Annotated in this window: 12 protein-coding genes; all 12 read right to left on the bottom strand. The window is 38.2% G+C overall.

Annotation, left to right across the window (positions count from 1 at the left end; genetic code table 11):
* A partial coding sequence (locus ALKIM_RS17215) for a LuxR C-terminal-related transcriptional regulator (protein ID WP_157363969.1) occupies window positions 1-461 on the bottom strand: 461 nt, incomplete at its 3' end.
* Between the two features lie 503 nt (window positions 462-964).
* Window positions 965-2,503: a hypothetical protein gene (locus tag ALKIM_RS0101560; protein WP_157363704.1), complete on the bottom strand. Its 1,539-nt coding sequence runs from the start codon at window positions 2,501-2,503 to the stop codon at window positions 965-967.
* A gap of 77 nt (window positions 2,504-2,580) precedes the next feature.
* Window positions 2,581-4,194, bottom strand: a complete 1,614-nt coding sequence (locus ALKIM_RS0101565; RefSeq protein WP_162148781.1) for a glycoside hydrolase family 31 protein — start codon at window positions 4,192-4,194, stop codon at window positions 2,581-2,583.
* Window positions 4,195-4,214: 20 nt separating this feature from the next.
* Window positions 4,215-5,747 (bottom strand): DUF4832 domain-containing protein, encoded by a 1,533-nt coding sequence (locus tag ALKIM_RS17220; protein ID WP_084555763.1) that lies wholly within the window; start codon window positions 5,745-5,747, stop codon window positions 4,215-4,217.
* 153 nt (window positions 5,748-5,900) lie between these two features.
* Complete coding sequence (locus ALKIM_RS17225) at window positions 5,901-7,607, bottom strand: T9SS type A sorting domain-containing protein (RefSeq protein WP_052345223.1); 1,707 nt, start codon at window positions 7,605-7,607, stop codon at window positions 5,901-5,903.
* Between the two features lie 145 nt (window positions 7,608-7,752).
* Window positions 7,753-10,389, bottom strand: a complete 2,637-nt coding sequence (locus tag ALKIM_RS19025) for a DUF4832 domain-containing protein (protein WP_052345225.1) — start codon at window positions 10,387-10,389, stop codon at window positions 7,753-7,755.
* Window positions 10,390-10,714: 325 nt separating this feature from the next.
* Complete coding sequence (locus ALKIM_RS0101585) at window positions 10,715-11,596, bottom strand: DMT family transporter (protein WP_026473128.1); 882 nt, start codon at window positions 11,594-11,596, stop codon at window positions 10,715-10,717.
* Window positions 11,597-11,710: 114 nt separating this feature from the next.
* Window positions 11,711-12,493 (bottom strand): transcriptional repressor AgaR, encoded by a 783-nt coding sequence (agaR, locus tag ALKIM_RS0101590; protein WP_026473129.1) that lies wholly within the window; start codon window positions 12,491-12,493, stop codon window positions 11,711-11,713.
* A 77-nt stretch (window positions 12,494-12,570) separates the two neighbouring features.
* The gene (locus ALKIM_RS0101595) at window positions 12,571-13,533 is read right to left on the bottom strand and encodes an amidohydrolase family protein (RefSeq protein WP_026473130.1); all 963 of its coding nucleotides are present in this window, start codon (window positions 13,531-13,533) and stop codon (window positions 12,571-12,573) included.
* Between the two features lie 77 nt (window positions 13,534-13,610).
* On the bottom strand, window positions 13,611-15,053 hold the full coding sequence (locus ALKIM_RS0101600) for a DUF4832 domain-containing protein (RefSeq protein WP_026473131.1): 1,443 nt from the start codon (window positions 15,051-15,053) through the stop codon (window positions 13,611-13,613).
* A 224-nt stretch (window positions 15,054-15,277) separates the two neighbouring features.
* The gene (locus tag ALKIM_RS20300; protein WP_026473132.1) at window positions 15,278-16,195 is read right to left on the bottom strand and encodes a PKD domain-containing protein; all 918 of its coding nucleotides are present in this window, start codon (window positions 16,193-16,195) and stop codon (window positions 15,278-15,280) included.
* 25 nt (window positions 16,196-16,220) lie between these two features.
* Window positions 16,221-17,894 carry a RagB/SusD family nutrient uptake outer membrane protein gene (locus ALKIM_RS0101610; RefSeq protein ID WP_084555764.1) on the bottom strand — a complete coding sequence of 558 codons (1,674 nt, stop codon included), beginning with the start codon at window positions 17,892-17,894 and terminating at the stop codon, window positions 16,221-16,223.
* Window positions 17,895-17,910 lie beyond the last annotated feature (16 nt).

The following is a 17,910-nucleotide window of genomic DNA, read 5'->3' on the forward strand; positions in this document are numbered from 1 at the left end:
GCAAAGTCAATAAAAAGTTTTTCGCCGGGCACATATAAATCCTTTAAGATCGAAGAAGGGTTCTTCCGCTTGGCTTTGGTATGTTGCCGAAAATGGTACCGAAACTGTGTCAGACTATATCCATTGGGATTTTCAACAAGATACTCTTCCCATAGGGTTTTAAGTGTTACGTGCTTCCTTCCTAACTCCCTTTCGTAGTAGGAAAGTTTTTCTTTTAACTCTTCGAAGCGATTATCAACATAGGCTGGATTGCCTCCTGTCATCCGATGCTGTAATACCGGGTCTTCGAGATTTAACAATTCACTAATGGGCAAATGGTCTCCTTTAGCACGTTTAATGTAACGATTGACCGTTTCCTTGTTTATTGAAAGTTCTGTGGCTATTTGGCGGTTAGAAACGCCATTTTGATGTAGCCGGAGCATTTGTTTTACTTTACTCATGTCTTTTATCTTTCCTGCCATGGCTTTAATATTTCTCTATACAATTTGTGCATAGAAAAATAGTGGCAAAAAAGTGAACGGGTATGCTCCGTTTCGGATTTTAAACCAAGTCGTTACAAACTTAAAATGGGTGGCAATGCTCCGTTTTTCTTCCAATTTTCTTTAGCCAGAGAAAGGCTGGGTGGCAATGCTCCGTTTTTTAAACCATTTTTGGCCGTTTTCAGCGTTTTTGAACGGCAATGCTCCGTTTTTTGACGCCTTTTAGACCATTTTTCAGACTTCGACTAAGCCGTTTTTTGGGTGGCTATGCTCCGTTTTATCCATCGTGTGAAACCATATCAATATCACATCTCTTTCTTGGTATTGAAATACGTCTGTTAGTTTCCATTTATTAATCCTCCTCGTTTTACCAATCCTAAACGCTCACAACTGGTTGGTTCTCTAATTCAACTCTTCTGCTATTGTGTATTATATACAGATGATAAAAAAACAATCACTTAAATTTCAGATTGATTGCTGAAAACTTAGTAATCAACCTGTAACCTTCCAATTTCTCCTTGCATGTCTTTTCCGCGTAATTTGACACTAAGAATTGAGGTACGCTTATCATAATCAAAAGACAATAGCTCCAAACCAGAACTTAAACTTCGTACATTTTTCGGCTTATCAGTGTATATTTTCACAATCTGTTCACCATACATTTTTAACTCGATCTCCATTTGGTTATTTAGATGAGCTACCCTGTAAATATTATACGTACCATCATTTTGCACAATTCGATTCATCCTTTTTCTGCCAACCGAATACTGTAGTTCGTAAATCTTTTTTTCAAGTGGTGGCAAATACAAATATGCATAGCCCTCTGTTTCATAAACTGATGCAACCCTATCTCCATTTAAAACTGCTTCAGAAATATGCTCTCCATCTTTTAAAGCAACTGCTAAAACCATATTTCCTAGCAGATTATACAATAAGCCTTCATTAGGCATATTCCGATTATCTATCAAAACAATACCGGACACTTTTTCTTCAACTATAGTATTTTTCTTATATAACCATTGCGAATAAAGTTGCTCTGTATTCTTTGCAAGATAATGATTGGGATCGCGCTGAATTGTTAACAGGAAATCTATCCATTCTTGATTGACTGCTGGCTGAAGAAAATCATCAAAACCTAACCAATTGGCCCAATGAGACTCAACCACTACACTCTGAATGTCATCAGGTTTCACGGAGGGCACCGCCCCGTAATCGTACCATAAATTTCCGTGATTAAACCTGTCAAGCAATAATACACCGTGATCAAAACCACCACTTAGAAGCGGAGGTCTGTTAAGTCCATGAATGGTTGCAAAAGGAGTATTGGCATACTTGATTCCATTCTCGCTTAACACTTTACCTAGACTATACTCAGCCTCTGGATTAAAGTAAAAACCATATGCTATAAAACTCTCAGGAAATGAATGACCATTCTCAGGAGTAATGCCATATTGCGCCATTAGTCGCTTTAATAACTCAACATTTCTTCTAATGATTGTTTCATTACGTGGTTTTTGGTTTGCAACATCAAACCATTCAGCTCGGGTTTTAAACCCATCTTCCCAATATTCATGCAATACTCCTGTGATTCCAAATTCAATGTTGGCGGCGTTCCTTTTCACATAATCCATAATCTCAATCTGCCGTGGCCCTATATATCGGGTATTATCCCAATTTTCACCATCCGGATTACTGGTTGGATACTCTCCAAGGATATTAAGTCTGTCAAACTCCCCCAAAATAAACAATGACATAAATCGGATTCCCAACTCCTGGCCTACTTCTACCATTGGCTTATAATCCCGCACATCAAAATCTCTCCTTATGCCTGCCCGCCATGGGCCTCCTGACGGGTCTTCGGAACTACCGCTCATCCAGCCTACCTGACCAACGTTTACGCCAATTCCTCGCGGAAATAGCACCCTTGTGTCTGAAGAGTTTTGAGAGATTGAATGAATCATTGCACTGAAAAAAAATAACCAAAATGCCACTAAACGGACATTAAATAAACTCCTAATTCTCATAGCTTCATATTTTTTAATACAATTCGGAAATCTGGCACAACGGAATTTAAAACCGCTCTGCGCCTTTGATAACTTTACTAATTCATAAGTTCAAATACAGGGAGCCGATCAATGGGAACATCAACAAATACTTTTTGATTTCCATCATAAATATTACCATCATCGGCCAACCATCGGCCTCCAGGCAAATGAATTTCACGACCAGCAACACCTGAATCTACTACCGGTGCAATCAAAATTGAATCACCAAGCATAAACTGGTCATTGACACCACTAAAACCTTGATGTGGGAAAACATACTCCATGTGTTTAATTATTGGCTCATTGGTTTTTGATGACTCCAACACCAATTGCATAATCAATGGCATATATTTTTCTCGTGTCTCTATAGCTTTTTTAACTGCATTAAAATTTTCCTTGTTTAATATCCGCCATGGAGCCACTGAAAACTGCATCATTGGCATCAGGGCGTGAATCTGTGCTGATCTTACAATCAACTCCTGATCAATATCTGCCTCGTTTAGAAAGGTTGTGAAGCTTCCTCCGCCAATCATATCCGGACAAGAAAATGTGTAGCCCATAAGATTTGTCAATACCATTTGCGGTATCAGTTTCTTTACATCATTCCAATCATGAGCCTTATCCCACAGTCGTTGGGCAAGAGGCTCTCCCGCCATTTTCCAGGATGCACGAAATTCATTCAAGGGATATTTAAGGCCAAATTCATTAAACAAACGACTGTGTTCATTGGGTGTTATGTGACGTTGGCTTAATGTATTTGATGGATAAAAAATAAAATCACCTGCATCAAACTTGAATCCATCCACATTATAGTCTACAACCAATCTCTCCAGCTGTTCATCAAACCATCTGATTGCCTCCGGATTTGTAAAGTCAAGCACTGCGGATGCTCCATTCCACCATCTTACAATAGCTGGTTCAAAGGCGGAATCCCATGTATCCATATCCGACTGTTTCTCAAGCAACAATGCCTTCTTCTCACGCAACTCATTATAGACCAAATATTGATCTGCACTTACGAATGGGCATATCCAAAGCATTACTTTAAACCCCATTTTATGAAGCTCATCCATCATCTGACGGGGATTAGGGAACCGGCCAGGATGAAAATTCCATAGTCCGTAATCTTCCTGCCAGGTGTCATCAATCATTATCACTCCAACCGGAAAATCATTTGCGATTATTGACCGGGCATACTCAATTATATCCTCCTGATTTTGATTATAAGTCAATTCAATCCAAGTGTTATACTGTGGTTTTGTAAAAAGCAGTTCATCTGGTATTTTACCTGTAGTAGGAAAAAACTGTTCACGAACATATTGCTGAACCTCTGCAAGTGAATTTCCTGCCTTACCAATTGTTACAGAATTAAAATCGTCATATATTTTTACTTTATTACTCATGACTTCAAATCGGTATGGTTCCTCACTCCATACGTACTGCCCATTACTTGTTAAAATCAGAGGTTGCACCTGATTAGACCGGTTGTTGCCATACATATCAAATTGATACGACTCTTTAAATGGCATAAGATGACCATCACTAATAACACCGACCCATACCTTTTCATTATCAGCCAGTTTAATAACATCAACCTTTCTATGACTACAGCTAATTAAAAGCAAGGAAAACATTAAACATCCTAGAAGTACAATTGCTAAATTTTTCATATTTATAAAATTGGAAATTACTAATTGACATGACATAAATGATACAGTTTGTTAAACCCAGTTTCAGCCTCCCAGAGGTTCTCATTGGCCAATCGGATACTGAAATCCGGATTGTTTTTGAGTGGTTCAGCCGGATCAGGCAGACTTAATAATATTTCATAGCTGCCACTGGGCATATCGTCAGGAATTAAGAGGCGCTCTTGAATTTGGTGTGTTCCCGCGAACCAGAACCTTGGATCTGCCATAAGTTGAAAGGAATAAACAGTGCCATCATCTACTGATCTCATGAGTAACTCCACAGAACGAGGGTTAAAAGGAGCTGCAAATCCAACATTATCTATTTCCATCGAAAGATTTAGAAATTCGCCGGCAATGACAGAATTATCGAACTGCGCGTTTCTCAGCACGAACCGATAACCCAAACGCCTTTTTATTTCATCCATACATCCTCCAGATACCCAATGGTTATTAACCGCTGTATTATTATAATGGGCGTTGAGATAAGAAAAATGCATCCGTTCAAACTCATGAACTGCTCTTCCGTCGCATTTATTAAATGGACTCCAATTGTCTCGGCATGTCTCTCCTCCTGTCACAGTATATTTTGAATCCTTTGCCAGGTAGGGTTTTAAGTTTGTGGTATCAATCCTAAGTTCAGTCAAATCATTCCCATAGTCGCTATAGGTTCCTACATCTGAATAACTTGAGAGGAAACAATCATTATACAGTCCGATTCGAGAAGCATTACTCCCACTATATGCTTCCGATTCATCCAGAGCAGGGGAGTTTGTAGGCGCTTCATAACCAAATAAAAATCTTTGCTTCTGTTGTGGGTAGCGAACCTGGATCATTCGGCTTTCTGGCAGCGCATCTAACAATGCTGTTAATACCACATTGCGATCGCTCCAATTCTTGTTGTACAGTTTACCCTGCCCGTTATATGTGGAAGCATCACCAAAATAATCTGTATAATATTGCTCTCCCCACGTGCCTATGAATCCTTTTTGCAACACAGCAATCACATCACTATACTCTTGAAAAAAAGGTTTTAACTGCTCGATATGCCTTAGAACAATCTCTTTTGGTGCATCGCCGTATGGTGGACAAATCCATGAACCACAATCGCCCCGATTAGCAGTTGTGGTGTAAACAAACCTCGGTATAAGTTTCACCCCGCCCAACCGCGCTGCTTTAAAATCAACCCGGATACTATCGAGATAGGCTTGAGAAAGCTCCTCTCCTATAAAACAACTCATTACAAAATATCTGAACACCAACGTGCTTATCACACCATAATCAGCGCCTGGAACAACATTTTCCTCTCGAAAACTCCTGAGCTCTTCAGGAGTTAACGTAATATAATTATCGCTTATGGCAATCGAATACCGGTAAAAACCTCGTTCAGGGTTAGGAAAATCGACCATTGACTCAGTATAACTGTAAGCAGACTTGTTAATATCATTATTCGCGGAGAATACTGAAATAAAAATACCGTTTATAGTTAACAGGTATAGGATCGATAAAGAACGGGTTAAAATATGGAATTGATTCATTTAAAGATAATCTTTAGGGTTTACACAAATGATCTGATTCTGTTTGAACTTTCAAATTGACAACCATTACGCATGAAACTTCCGTTTTAATTTGCCTTTCTCAAAAACTAAAAGCGAAAGAACGAAAATTGATTAAGGCGATTTAACAGTAAACTACTTAACTGATAGACTTCCTTTTATAAACACCCCTTGTGCTTTGCCATTTTCGGAAATAATAACAACGGTATATAATCCTTGAGCCAGATGAGATACATCAAGTTGAAAACCGGCAGTAGTGAAAGAACTGAACATCTTTTGCATTTGTGAATAAACAAGTTGTCCAGTGATGGAAAAAATCTGAACCATTGATTGACCGGCGATCAAATCTGAACCACTTACATGTATTATGTCTGATGCCGGATTGGGAACTATCATCAGTGATTTGCCGTTGTTGACCGAACTCCCATTTATATTTTCAAAAATACTGGTAGTCGTTTTTTCAAATGCAAAATTCAGATCATTATAACCACTCTCGTCTATCCATACATTTTGATTTGCAAATCTGACACAATATTCAGGACGTAAAGCAAGTTCAGAATCAGAGTCAGGAAGGCTCAGATAGCATTCATAATGTCCAATAGAAATTTCATTTATATCAATAGTTTGATTAATTATTGATGTCTCCTCCCAGGTTCTGGGGTCAGAATCTATTAAAAAGGAATACTCATCACCATTATTGCTGTTTTTAAGAATAAGCCAGACTTTTCTTTCTTTAAACATTCTCGCAAACCCAACATTCTTAATTGTGAGTTCTATGCTTAATTGGTTATCTGCCATGTGATAATCACCTTTATCCAAAACAAATCGATAGCCCAATTTTCGAAGAATATCTGGATAATGACCCGAATTTATCCAGTTGGTAAAATTCTGTGTGAAATAATCCCTGTTGAGGGTTGTCCAATTGGTCAATTCCATCTCATTGAGCGCATTATCCCCATCTGTTCGAGGTGCATTTACCCCATTGGTTTCACCAGTCATGGGTGTGTACTTTGTTTCATTTGCCAGATAATTGTAATCTGCAGATCCCACAGGACTCGTGTTTTCTCCGCTTACACTATAGGTACCCATATCTCCCCAACGATTTAGAAACGCATCGTTATAAAAACCAATACGAGCTGCTGGGGTATTCTGATAGGCTGTTGATTCTGTGAGCTGTGTGTTTCCATACATGGTTCTCTTTACGCGAGGGTAACGCACTTGAATCGGAATTTCAACAGGCGTGGCCTCAAGCATGGCGTCAATTATCTCTTTTCTGTTAGCCCATTGAGCTGTTGTAATACTTCCATCAGTTCCAAACTCAGATGAATTAGTGTAATACCATTCACCCCAAGTACCAAGAAATCCGGCTTGATGCGAAAAAATAATATCCTTATTGGCTTCCAATAGGGGAGCCAGTTGATGGATATGAGATAACATTAGCGATTTAACCGGCTGTTGCGGTGCAGTGCTTCTTCCATTACTATATGAAAATCGTACAATACACTTAAGGCCGGCATTCCGGATAATATCAAAGTCTTTTTGAATATTATTCAGATAAATCTGGGATATTTCGTTTTCCAGAAAAGCACTTAAAAGAAAATAGCGAAAAATCACAGTCACTTTATCATTTCCGGTTCTCCATCCAGTTAAAGTGGTTTGATTTAAATTACTATAATCAGCTGTAGTGTTATAGTTACTGTTTGTAATAGAATATTTCTGCAACCCTCTTTCAGGATTGGCAAAAACATCACTGGTCTCCATATAATTAATTGTTGTTTGACCGGTACAAACAACAGAAATTATGGTGAAAAGCGCTAAAAGACTGAATACTTTTATTTTCATGATACGTTATATTGTAAATTTATAGTAGTCGATAATTAGTTCCTGTAGCACAGGAACTAATTATCGCTTTAAACTTGAAGTAACATTGTTAATATAAGCACACCTGACACACTGAGCGTATAACAAACTTGCTTTACTCAAACAGTTAATTCTTTATTATTTTAATTGTTTTGGTTGCCATACCAGTTTTCACCACCAAAAAGTAAACACCTGTGGTCAAGTCCGATACGCTCACTTGACATATTCCCGTGAGACAATCATTGGGCAAAACTTTTTTAAGCAATACGCCCTCAACTGAAAAAAGACGTATTTCTGAAACTGATAATTCATTTCTGATAAAAATTACATCTTTTACAGGGTTTGGATATACAAATAACTGCTCAACCTGGCCTATGTCACTTCTACTCTCATCACTGAATATTCGAGTATTTTTTAAGGCTCCGGTACAAATTGCATACTCTGTGACAGCTTGTTGCGCTGGCAAATAGCTTATAACCTGCCAACTGGAATTCAATGTTCTGAAACCTGCTTTAAATCCACTTCCGGAAAAATAGCTTCGTGGCATTCGAACTTCCACTTTACCATTGTTCACTGCAGCTGTGAGGCTTCCCAGATTATTCCAACTCCAGTCTGTTCCACTTCCTGTATATTGTCGTAAACCTCCGTTCTCAATTCTAAAATCAGCTGCAAGGCCAGTCCAACTGTGAGAAGTATATCCGGAAGCACCATTGTTTGAGTCTATATATATCTGATAGTTGGCAAAACTGTTTCCGGAATACATAAAATAAACATAATCTGCATCGTCATATACTTTGAACATTTCAGCTCCTACCTGAGCATATATATCAATAGGAGCCCATTCATTAACACTTCCGTCAACATTCACATCAATGTTCGGACATGAAGACGGAAGACAAATCACATAATCTGTCACACTTTGTTGTGCTGGCAAGAAATTAACAACCTGCCAACTGGAATTCAATGTTCTGAAACCTGCTTTAAATCCACTTCCGGAAAAATAGCTTCGTGGCATTCGAACTTCTACTTTACCATTGTTCACTGCAGCTGTGAGGCTTCCCAGATTATTCCAACTCCAGTCCGTACCGCTTCCTGTATATTGTCGTAAACCTCCGTTCTCAATTCTAAAATCAGCTGCAAGGCCAGTCCAACTGTGAGAGGTATATCCAGAAACACCATTATTTGAATCTATATATATCTGATAGTTGACAAAACTGTTTCCGGAAAACATAAAATAAACATAATCCGCATCATTATAAACTTTAAATACTTCTCCTCCTAACTGAGCATAAACATCAACCTGAGACCACTCGTTTACATGACCGTCAATATTAACATTGATTGAAGGACAATCACCTCCAGTTGGAGGAGGAGTTGATGATTTCGTAAAAGAATAATTCAAATTGTTATATCCGTGCGAACTATCCCAAACATTACTGTTAGCAAACCTAATACTATACTCAGAACGAGTTGCTAGTACGGAATTGGAGTCGGCCAACCTTATATGTGCTGTATAAACTCCATTGGGTATTGAGCTAATATTTATTGTCTGTGAAATAGTAATCTGTCCCTCCCACGTTCTTGGATCAGTATTAAGTGTATATGAATACTCATTACCATTTGCAGAATTTCTTAATACAAGGACTGCGCTTCTGGGTTTAACTAATCTTGCAAAGCCTACATTCTGAATCACAATATTAACCGAAAGTGAGGTCCCGCTTATGCTATACGTTCCATTTTTCAAAACAAAACGATAACCAAGTCGTCTCTGAATCTCCGGGAAATGCCCGGAATTAATCCAATTGGTAATGTTCTGCGCAAAATAATCTTTGTTGAGAGTCGACCAATTGGTCGCATTCAATTCAATAACTGCATTTGCACCATCGGTTCGTGGGGAGTTTAAACCATTTGTTTCGCCTGTAATTGGGGTATATCTGGTTTCATTTGCCAGGTAAACATAATCAGCTGTTCCTACTGGATTTACATATTGACCTACTCCACTATAAGTCCCCTGATCTCCCCAGGTATTTAAAAAAGCATCATTGTAAAACCCAACTCTGGCTATTGGGGTATTTTGATAGGCCGTGGATGGTGTCAATTGAGTGGTGCCATACATTGTCTGCTTTATTTTTGGGTAGCGAACCTGAACAGGAACGTTTACAGGTGTGGCAGAAAGCATGGCATCAACAATTTCTTTCCTATTGGCCCACTGAGTTGAATTCACTGTGCCATCTGTGCCAAACTCTTCAGAATTTGTATAATACCATTCTCCCCATGTTCCAAGAAATCCGGCCTGATGTGAATATATCACATCCTTATTAGCCTCGAGCAAGGGTGCTAGTTGGTTGATATGGGTGAGAATTCTGGATTTAATTGGTTGTTGTGGTGACGATGATTGAGCGTTACTATAAGAAAACCGAACGATACACTTAAGTCCTGCATTGCGAATAACATTAAAATCATTCTGTATATTGCTCAGATACGTTTGTGAAATGTTCGAATTAATAAAATTATCCAACAAAAAATAGCGAAATATCACCGTTACTTTATCATCACCTGTTCGCCAACCTTCAAGAGTGGATTGACTCAGGTTTGTATAACCTGATGTATTGTTATAGCTGGCATTGGTAATCGAGTACTTCTGCAACCCTCTTTCAGGATTGGCAATAATTTCATTGGTTTCTGTGTAGGTAACACTGGTTTGTCCTAATACATTAAACGTAAAGAAACAAAGACTTATACTTAAGAGTAAATTTAGTTTCATAAAGCTTAAAATTTGAATTTGGGTAAAATGGGGGGATAAAATCTATTTGACAGTAACAAACAGACACTAAAAGAGCTGGCTACCAAAACCACAGATAGCACTTATAGGTATGGAGATAGTATGATAACATGCACCAAGTGCATTAAAGAAGAAAGCTTACGCTTGATAGGAAATGAGAATAAAACAAGACATGACGAAAATGAATTGTGCAAACTGCTAGACAGTTCAGGAAAAAAGACTGAAGAATCTAATTCTTAATCAGCCTTTTCACCCAAACAAAAACACACACTAATTAATAAAACAAACCTTTACAACAAAACACGTATTAATCAAATGAAAAAAGATAAATTGCAACTATAGCTAATACCATTCCTGAAATCATTAAGAAACTTGGAAACACGGCATATATTGCAAGAGAAATTATAATCGTAATGATAGGTGAGAGTGCATTTGTCATTGGAGAGACAATAATGGCTTTCCCATATCGCAATGCATACACCAAGAATAATGCGCCTACTGAATTTAACACTTGAATAATTGCCGCCAGATATGGCCCAGTTAATCCATAATTTATATCAACCGAGAAATCTGTTAGATACAGTGCTCCAGGTATCATTAGAACTGCCGAAATGGCCATGTAGGTAAAAATACTCTCTGCACGCATTTTGGTGTTGGCAATCTTCATAAATACTGCTTGTGTACCCCAGGCTAAAAAAACCAATCCGGGTAATACAAGCCAAAGGAAGCTTTCTATACCATTACTGTTTGATTTTGTATATGATAACAAAAATATCGCAACCAGTGCAAACACAATTCCAATCCAACCTCTTAAAGTGGTTCGTTCCTTGAGAAAAACAAAGGATAAAATTATTGTTACAACTGGGGATAAGGAGATGATTGGGAAAATAATATAAGCTGGCCCCTCTCTTAGAGCCTGAAATAGAACGAGCTGACCACCTGCTCCAGTTAACCCAACAATCATCCCATATGCGATTTGCTTTGGCGAATACTCTAATCGTACCTTCGAAACCAAAAGTGCGATGATGGCACAAGGAACCATCGTTAATGCCCATACTACATATCCTAAAGTGGCAGGAAAACCAGCTTTTTCAGTAATCTCGATCAAAGCACCCCATATTCCCCATGAAATAGTGGTAAACAATGCAAACAAAAACCATTTTTGTTGAAACACATTATTTTTAGCCATAAATATCATTTTTAAGTAAAATTTGACATAAAAAATTCCTATCCGACCTATCAGAAATAGTATCAGTTATTTTAAAAGGTTTGAAATATTGTGATGTACTCTATGTCTATTCTCCTAAACTACAATCACCTTTTTGCCTAATTCAATTAATTTGCGATGAAGATTATCTGGAATACCACTATCAGTTACGATCGTATCTATATCCGCTATCTGAGCAATAAACGCAAATCCACGTTTATTGAATTTGCTTGAATCACAAACTGCGATAACTTCCTTCGAAATCGAAATCATTATTTGATTAATACGTGCCTCTTCCAAAACCGGAGTCGAAACTCCGGTTTCAATACTAAAACTATCGACTCCTAAAAACAATTTATCACAATAAAAGTCCTTTAAAACGGTTTCAGCCATATGACCGGTAAGTGACAAGGAGGTATTACGCAGATATCCCCCGGGTACAATTATTGAAAACCGCTTGTATTCATTTAATACTGCCGCTACATTTAAAGCATTTGTTATAATCGTTAAACTATTAAACTTTCCTAAATTCCGTGCAATCTCACATGTGGTCGTGCCCGAATCAAGAATTATAGTATCATCCTCTTGAATAAGTGATGCGGCAGCTTTACCTATTTTTTGCTTTTCCAATAAATGATGTAATTGCTTATCATTCACAGGTATATCATCGGATTCAACCTTTGTAGACTTATTTAGAATAGCGCCTCCCCTTACTTTAATTAATTGCTTCTTCTTTTCTAGTTGAGTTAAATCTTTACGGATGGTTACTTCTGAAACTTGAAATCGTTCAACGAGATCACTAACACGTACAATTGACTCTTTTGTTAACTCATCCAAGATGGCCAAACGCCTTTCTAATGTAGAAACTTCCTTAATCATATCTTTTTTTCCAAAAGTAACCATTCGCTCAAACAAAACAAAACGAAACAATCCATTTAAACCTAAACTAAAAAATATTAAAGCGTCCGATGTAGCAACAGACGATAGGCGTTGTCATAATAAACTCTCATCAACACCTCTTTTGGCAATGCAAGTCCCTGAATATCTTCATTTCCAAAAAAACTTCCAGGAACTACATCATTTGTCTCCAGAACCATAAAACATTTGTTATATCTATCAACAAACTCATCAATACTGGAGTTTGAAACAAAACCGATATCGGTACCAAACAAAATCCGATCGGAATATTGAATAAAAAAATCTCTCAGGTTTTCTCTGTTTAATCGATTAAAGTATTGAAATGTTGCGGCAATATCAATGTACAAATTTGAATACGTTGACAATAAATACCTAAGATAATCCAGTTGTGCATCCTGACAGACAAGCCATGCCCCATGTGCTGCAATCACCAACAGATCAGGATGCTGAATCAACAACTGTTCAAATGCAGTTATTTGTCGCCAAAACACAATAGGATTCGGACACCATGGTGTTCTGTCACCAAATTGGCCATTCGGATCCGCAATATGTAATCCGATAAGCGGAATTCCATTTTCACTTAAATAGCTGAAATACGGATACAACCGCTCATCATTAATTAACTCCAGATGGAATAGATTACTTTGACGTCTTGCAACAGGACCAAACCATAACTTATAACCGAAAGATTCGCTAACCCGAGCTTCAAAACTCTGAATGCCTTCTTGTAATAAACTTTCAGGGTTGTAGTTCCCATAGACAAATGACATTTTCCCGTCTGATAGAGACTTGACTGAATCAATACACTGAATTGGTGCATGCCGGTTATCCAGGTTAATCCAATGCATCAAATCAACTTTATGATTATTACTCAATTGTTCGCGAATACGCATGTAATTACATATTGTGCCTATATCAGCCCCTGCATGAGTATGTGCATCAATACGGGGAATCTCAGGGTATAATGTTCGAAAAGTAGATTGGCATCTACCTTTAAACATAAAACTACAATTAAAAGAAATACATACTTTCTCATTTCAGCGGAAATTAACATTCAGTAATCTATCCTATCCGATTTTTAATTCACCTTGCGTAGAAAATCGCCCTGAAAGCCAACATTGGTGGAGGGGGCATTAATAGTTACAGAATGAATATGGTTATAACCGTGTTTATAATCCCAGACGCCTTCGTTGGCAAAACGAATGCTAAACTCTTTACGACCATACAAATGGGATTCCGGATCAGGAAGATGAAGATAGACGTTGTATTCTCCAACAGGCATATTCACAGGTAAACCAAATACTGCACTAAACTCAATATCTTCATCAGGAAACCAAAAGCGGGGGTCTTCCTGTAACTTTAGTTTATATACCTCTGATTCATCAACCTTTGAAACAAATACAATTTCTAAATCACGCGGATTAAATGGAGCTGCAAATCCTACATTCTTCAAATTTAATGTCATTTCAAACTTGTTTCCGGCTTCAGCTTTTGTGGAATATTCTCCATAATTTAACACGAATCGATATCCTAAGCGTCTTCTGATTTCAGGCATACATCCCTCATTATTCCATTGCCCAATTACTGATGGATGATATGAAATATTCAAAAAAGACCAGTGATATTTTGCAAGATCCTCGATGGCATTTGAGCAAGTTGAATAACTTGAGACGCCACAAGTCTCTCCACCCATCGCTAAATACTTAGACTCGGCAGCCCAATATCTTCTAAAATTGCGATTTCCACCAAACGTACCTCGATCATCTTGATCAGCTAAAAAACAATCATTATGAAAGGCGATACGCGATAAAGGTGAACCATTATATGCATCCGCTCGTGTAATAGTATCTGTGTGGTGTAATCCAAAAGAATAGAGTTTAGCAGCTGGATATCTCACACAAATCATTCGGTTTGTTGGCAGTGCTTCTAACAAGGCATCAAGTAGTCGACGTCGTGGACCATACTCATCCTCTGAGGGTCGATAATTAAAATGCTCTGTGTAATACCATTCACCCCAAACGCCTATAAATCCAGCCTCCAAAACTAAAATCACATCTGAATAATCATGAAGCAATGGCGTAAGCTGACGTACGTGTTCATGGACTATATCTTCAGGTGCATCCCATGGTGTATCGTTGGTACTAGAAGTATATCGAAAACGAAGAATGGTTTTACATCCACCAGCTCGTAATACTTCCATGTTATCTCTTATTCGATCTAAAAAATCCTGAGGAATCAACTTATCCCGGTAGTCTGGCATCGTATAAGTGGTATACACCAGACTCATTGCGTTATTACGCAAATGAGCTAACGAACTCAATGTTAGTACATTATTATTATCGGAGCGAAACTCTTGAAAAGCATAGAATCCTCTCTCGGGATTCACAAATATCGAGTCACTTTCAACATACTCGATACGGGTGAGTAAATTATCCGGAGATACTTTGTCATCCTTCTCACATGATAAAACTAAAAGAGACAGAACAAAGATTCCAAATAAACTTATTGTGTTTTTTTTCATAACTGGCTTAATTTCGTTGCCCCGAGACTCAAAAATCCCCGCAACACTCCATTTAAGACTATTTAAAAATGACTGCCATGAACCTCTGTTCTATATCTGAATTTATCTGGTTTTAAAATTGCTTAAACAATTGTAAAGCTCACACAACGAAGCAAATAACACAAAAATCCAAAGGCAGTCATTTCTATTTCAAACATTTAACTAAAACAAATCTCTTGATTTAATTATTGTAGCGTTACAAGCAATGGCTCGTTCTTTTCTCCTTCTGCAGGAACCATTGGTAAACCACCGGATGTAGACCAAGGCCCTCCTTCTACACCTGAATGACCTACGCTAATACGCACCTGTGAACCCAAACCTGGAATAAATTCACGAATAATCTTTGCTTCGAATTCCACAATATTACCAGAAACAGTTTTCATCGCTGACATGGTAAACAGGCCGTTACCTTCTTCAACAACATTGGGGCTTAACCATCCCCATGCTCCGCCTTTAGACTCATCATACTGAGCTAATCTCATGTCATAATTGGCATTTTTAAATCCTTGCATTAGATAATCAGATGCATGATTTCTCCACATCCAGCCATTGTATCCAGTCTCTGTGTTCAAATCAGTATTCAAATAGATATCCATGGCATTTGCGTGCAACGTATCCATCTTAAAATACATGTAAATAAACAACTCATCACTGGTGACTTTCATCTCTTTTAGACGGGCGAGAGTAGTTTCACTTTCAACTATTGAGGCAGTAAACAATTTAGCTGCTGGAACTTCGGCCCAGTCACTGAAATTGCCATCAACAACAATAATCGGACTTTCAATGACCACATTATTGGTTACTTCATCAACACCTCCTGCACCAGTCGCAGTAAGTTTTACACTGAATGTACCATAATCTTCAAACTCGTGAGTTGGATTGGCTTCGGTTGAGGTATTTCCATCACCAAATGTCCATTGGTAACTTTGTGCATTGGTTGATTCATTGGTAAATACAACACTTTGACCATCTACGCTAAATGAAAACTTAGCCACTGGAGGTACTGGATCAGCTTCTTTGTCGTCACTGCTACAGCCTACCATTAACGCGATTGCAGCAAATCCTGCAAAAAGCAAACTCAACTTTAAAAATGAACTTTTCATAGAAATAAAGATTAAAATTAAACAACTAAGGATTCTGAGGAATATTACTTACAGTTATCTCATCAAGTGGTATAAAATATTGAATGCGATTGTCAGTGTGTTCAATAATCTCCCAGGGATGAACACCAGCATATCTGCGATCCATGGAGCGTTTATTACGATACACATCAAATGTGCGATGTCCTTCAAAGGCCAACTCAAGACGACGCTCATCAAGCACAACTTCCAATATATCGGTATAGCCTCTCATATTCGATTGAGAAAACAACTGTGTCCCTGACAAGCCGGCTCGTTGTCTGATTACATTTACATCGGCAAGTGCTTCAGTATTTTTTCCGGTTTTTGCATATGCTTCAGCTCGATTTAAAATCACCTCAGCCCATCGAAGCATCACCGGAGAACTTAACATTGGATCTCCATCCTGATAGGAGAATTTTGTGACGAAATATTTTGGCCAGGATTGACGCTCATACATTCTTCGGGTTAACCGAACCTGCTTCTTGCCATTCAACATGATATAATGCTGCTCACGGCCATTAACAGTTTCTGTTTCTACAAATACATTGGTTCCATTCTCATTGAAATAGTACTTACCTGATCCTGCATCAAAGCTTACAATACGTATTTCATTTTCATAGAAATCATCCGCAGCGCTTTTTACTGCCCATCTCACCATATAGTCGGTTGAGTTAGGTACATATTGAGGCTTAATATATGAGTACCTGACATCATTCGGATTTAATTCAAAAAGATCGTTTAAGGGATCAGAAGAATATATTTCACCCCATCCCTGCCCATCTGTCAGATACATAGAACCAATAGAAGATGTTCCACGACTTTCAATTGACGTGTGCGCAACAGCCCATAAAGTCTCTCTTGAATTCAGCGCATTTGCAAAGTAATTAGGAAAACTGGATGTAGGCTCTAATTTGGACGCTGCATCAGCCCCTCCTAGCATCCCATTAACCAGATCAATAACTTCCTGGTTCTTTTCCATGTAGAGATAAACCCTTGAGAGAAGTCCTTGAGCAGCCTCCGTTGACACATACCCCGCATTTCCTCTTCTTCGGCCATTACTCATCAGCCTTATAGCATTTTCAAGATCCTCTACAATTAAATCATAAACCTCTCCAACTGTAGCTCTCTGGGTTACTGATGTATCGGTGCTTCTTCTCAAAATGATTCCAACATTTTCACGTCCATGTGAATAGTGCTTGGAAAAAATTGTTGAAAGGTTTAAATGTACAAGAGCTCGTAAAAAATAGTTTTCACCTTTTAAATGATCACTTTCAGGAGATGCGCCATCTTGAACAGATTCGATTACTGAATTGGCTCCGTTTATTATGCGATAACCAATCCACCACAGATACGTTACATTACGTACGGTTGCATCTCTTTTGTAAGTATTCGCCTCATACAAAGGATCACTGGTACGTCCTGCTAAACATATATTATCACTTGGAAACTCTGCCATCTGAAAGAAATGACGTACGTATGAGTTTCCGGAATAACCAGAAGTCTCTCCACGATAGGGTAATCTGTCCTTAAACATTGAGTAATTTCCATCCGTCGCATACAGTGCGCCGCCTGGATCTGATTTCAATTGGTCAGGAGTCATGGCGTCTGTTGGAAAGAAATCTAACTCGCAGGATGTAAAACCTATTAAACATCCGATTGCTATTGCTAATATCTTTTTCATAATAATTCTTTTATCA

Source organism: Alkaliflexus imshenetskii DSM 15055 (genome assembly GCF_000517065.1).
GTDB lineage: Bacteria > Bacteroidota > Bacteroidia > Bacteroidales > Marinilabiliaceae > Alkaliflexus > Alkaliflexus imshenetskii.

Bases quoted from the DNA above. Each gene is read 5' to 3' on its own strand.
- ALKIM_RS0101560 (WP_157363704.1), bottom strand. From the start codon at position 2,503: ATGAGAATTAGGAGTTTATTTAATGTCCGTTTAGTGGCATTTTGGTTA.
- ALKIM_RS17225 (WP_052345223.1), bottom strand. From the start codon at position 7,607: ATGAAAATAAAAGTATTCAGTCTTTTAGCGCTTTTCACCATAATTTCT.
- ALKIM_RS0101585 (WP_026473128.1), bottom strand. From the start codon at position 11,596: ATGGCTAAAAATAATGTGTTTCAACAAAAATGGTTTTTGTTTGCATTG.
- ALKIM_RS0101610 (WP_084555764.1), bottom strand. From the start codon at position 17,894: ATGAAAAAGATATTAGCAATAGCAATCGGATGTTTAATAGGTTTTACA.
- agaR (WP_026473129.1), bottom strand. From the start codon at position 12,493: ATGATTAAGGAAGTTTCTACATTAGAAAGGCGTTTGGCCATCTTGGAT.
- ALKIM_RS0101565 (WP_162148781.1), bottom strand. From the start codon at position 4,194: ATGAAAAATTTAGCAATTGTACTTCTAGGATGTTTAATGTTTTCCTTG.
- ALKIM_RS19025 (WP_052345225.1), bottom strand. From the start codon at position 10,389: ATGAAACTAAATTTACTCTTAAGTATAAGTCTTTGTTTCTTTACGTTT.
- ALKIM_RS0101600 (WP_026473131.1), bottom strand. From the start codon at position 15,053: ATGAAAAAAAACACAATAAGTTTATTTGGAATCTTTGTTCTGTCTCTT.
- ALKIM_RS0101595 (WP_026473130.1), bottom strand. From the start codon at position 13,533: ATGTTTAAAGGTAGATGCCAATCTACTTTTCGAACATTATACCCTGAG.
- ALKIM_RS17220 (WP_084555763.1), bottom strand. From the start codon at position 5,747: ATGAATCAATTCCATATTTTAACCCGTTCTTTATCGATCCTATACCTG.
- ALKIM_RS20300 (WP_026473132.1), bottom strand. From the start codon at position 16,195: ATGAAAAGTTCATTTTTAAAGTTGAGTTTGCTTTTTGCAGGATTTGCT.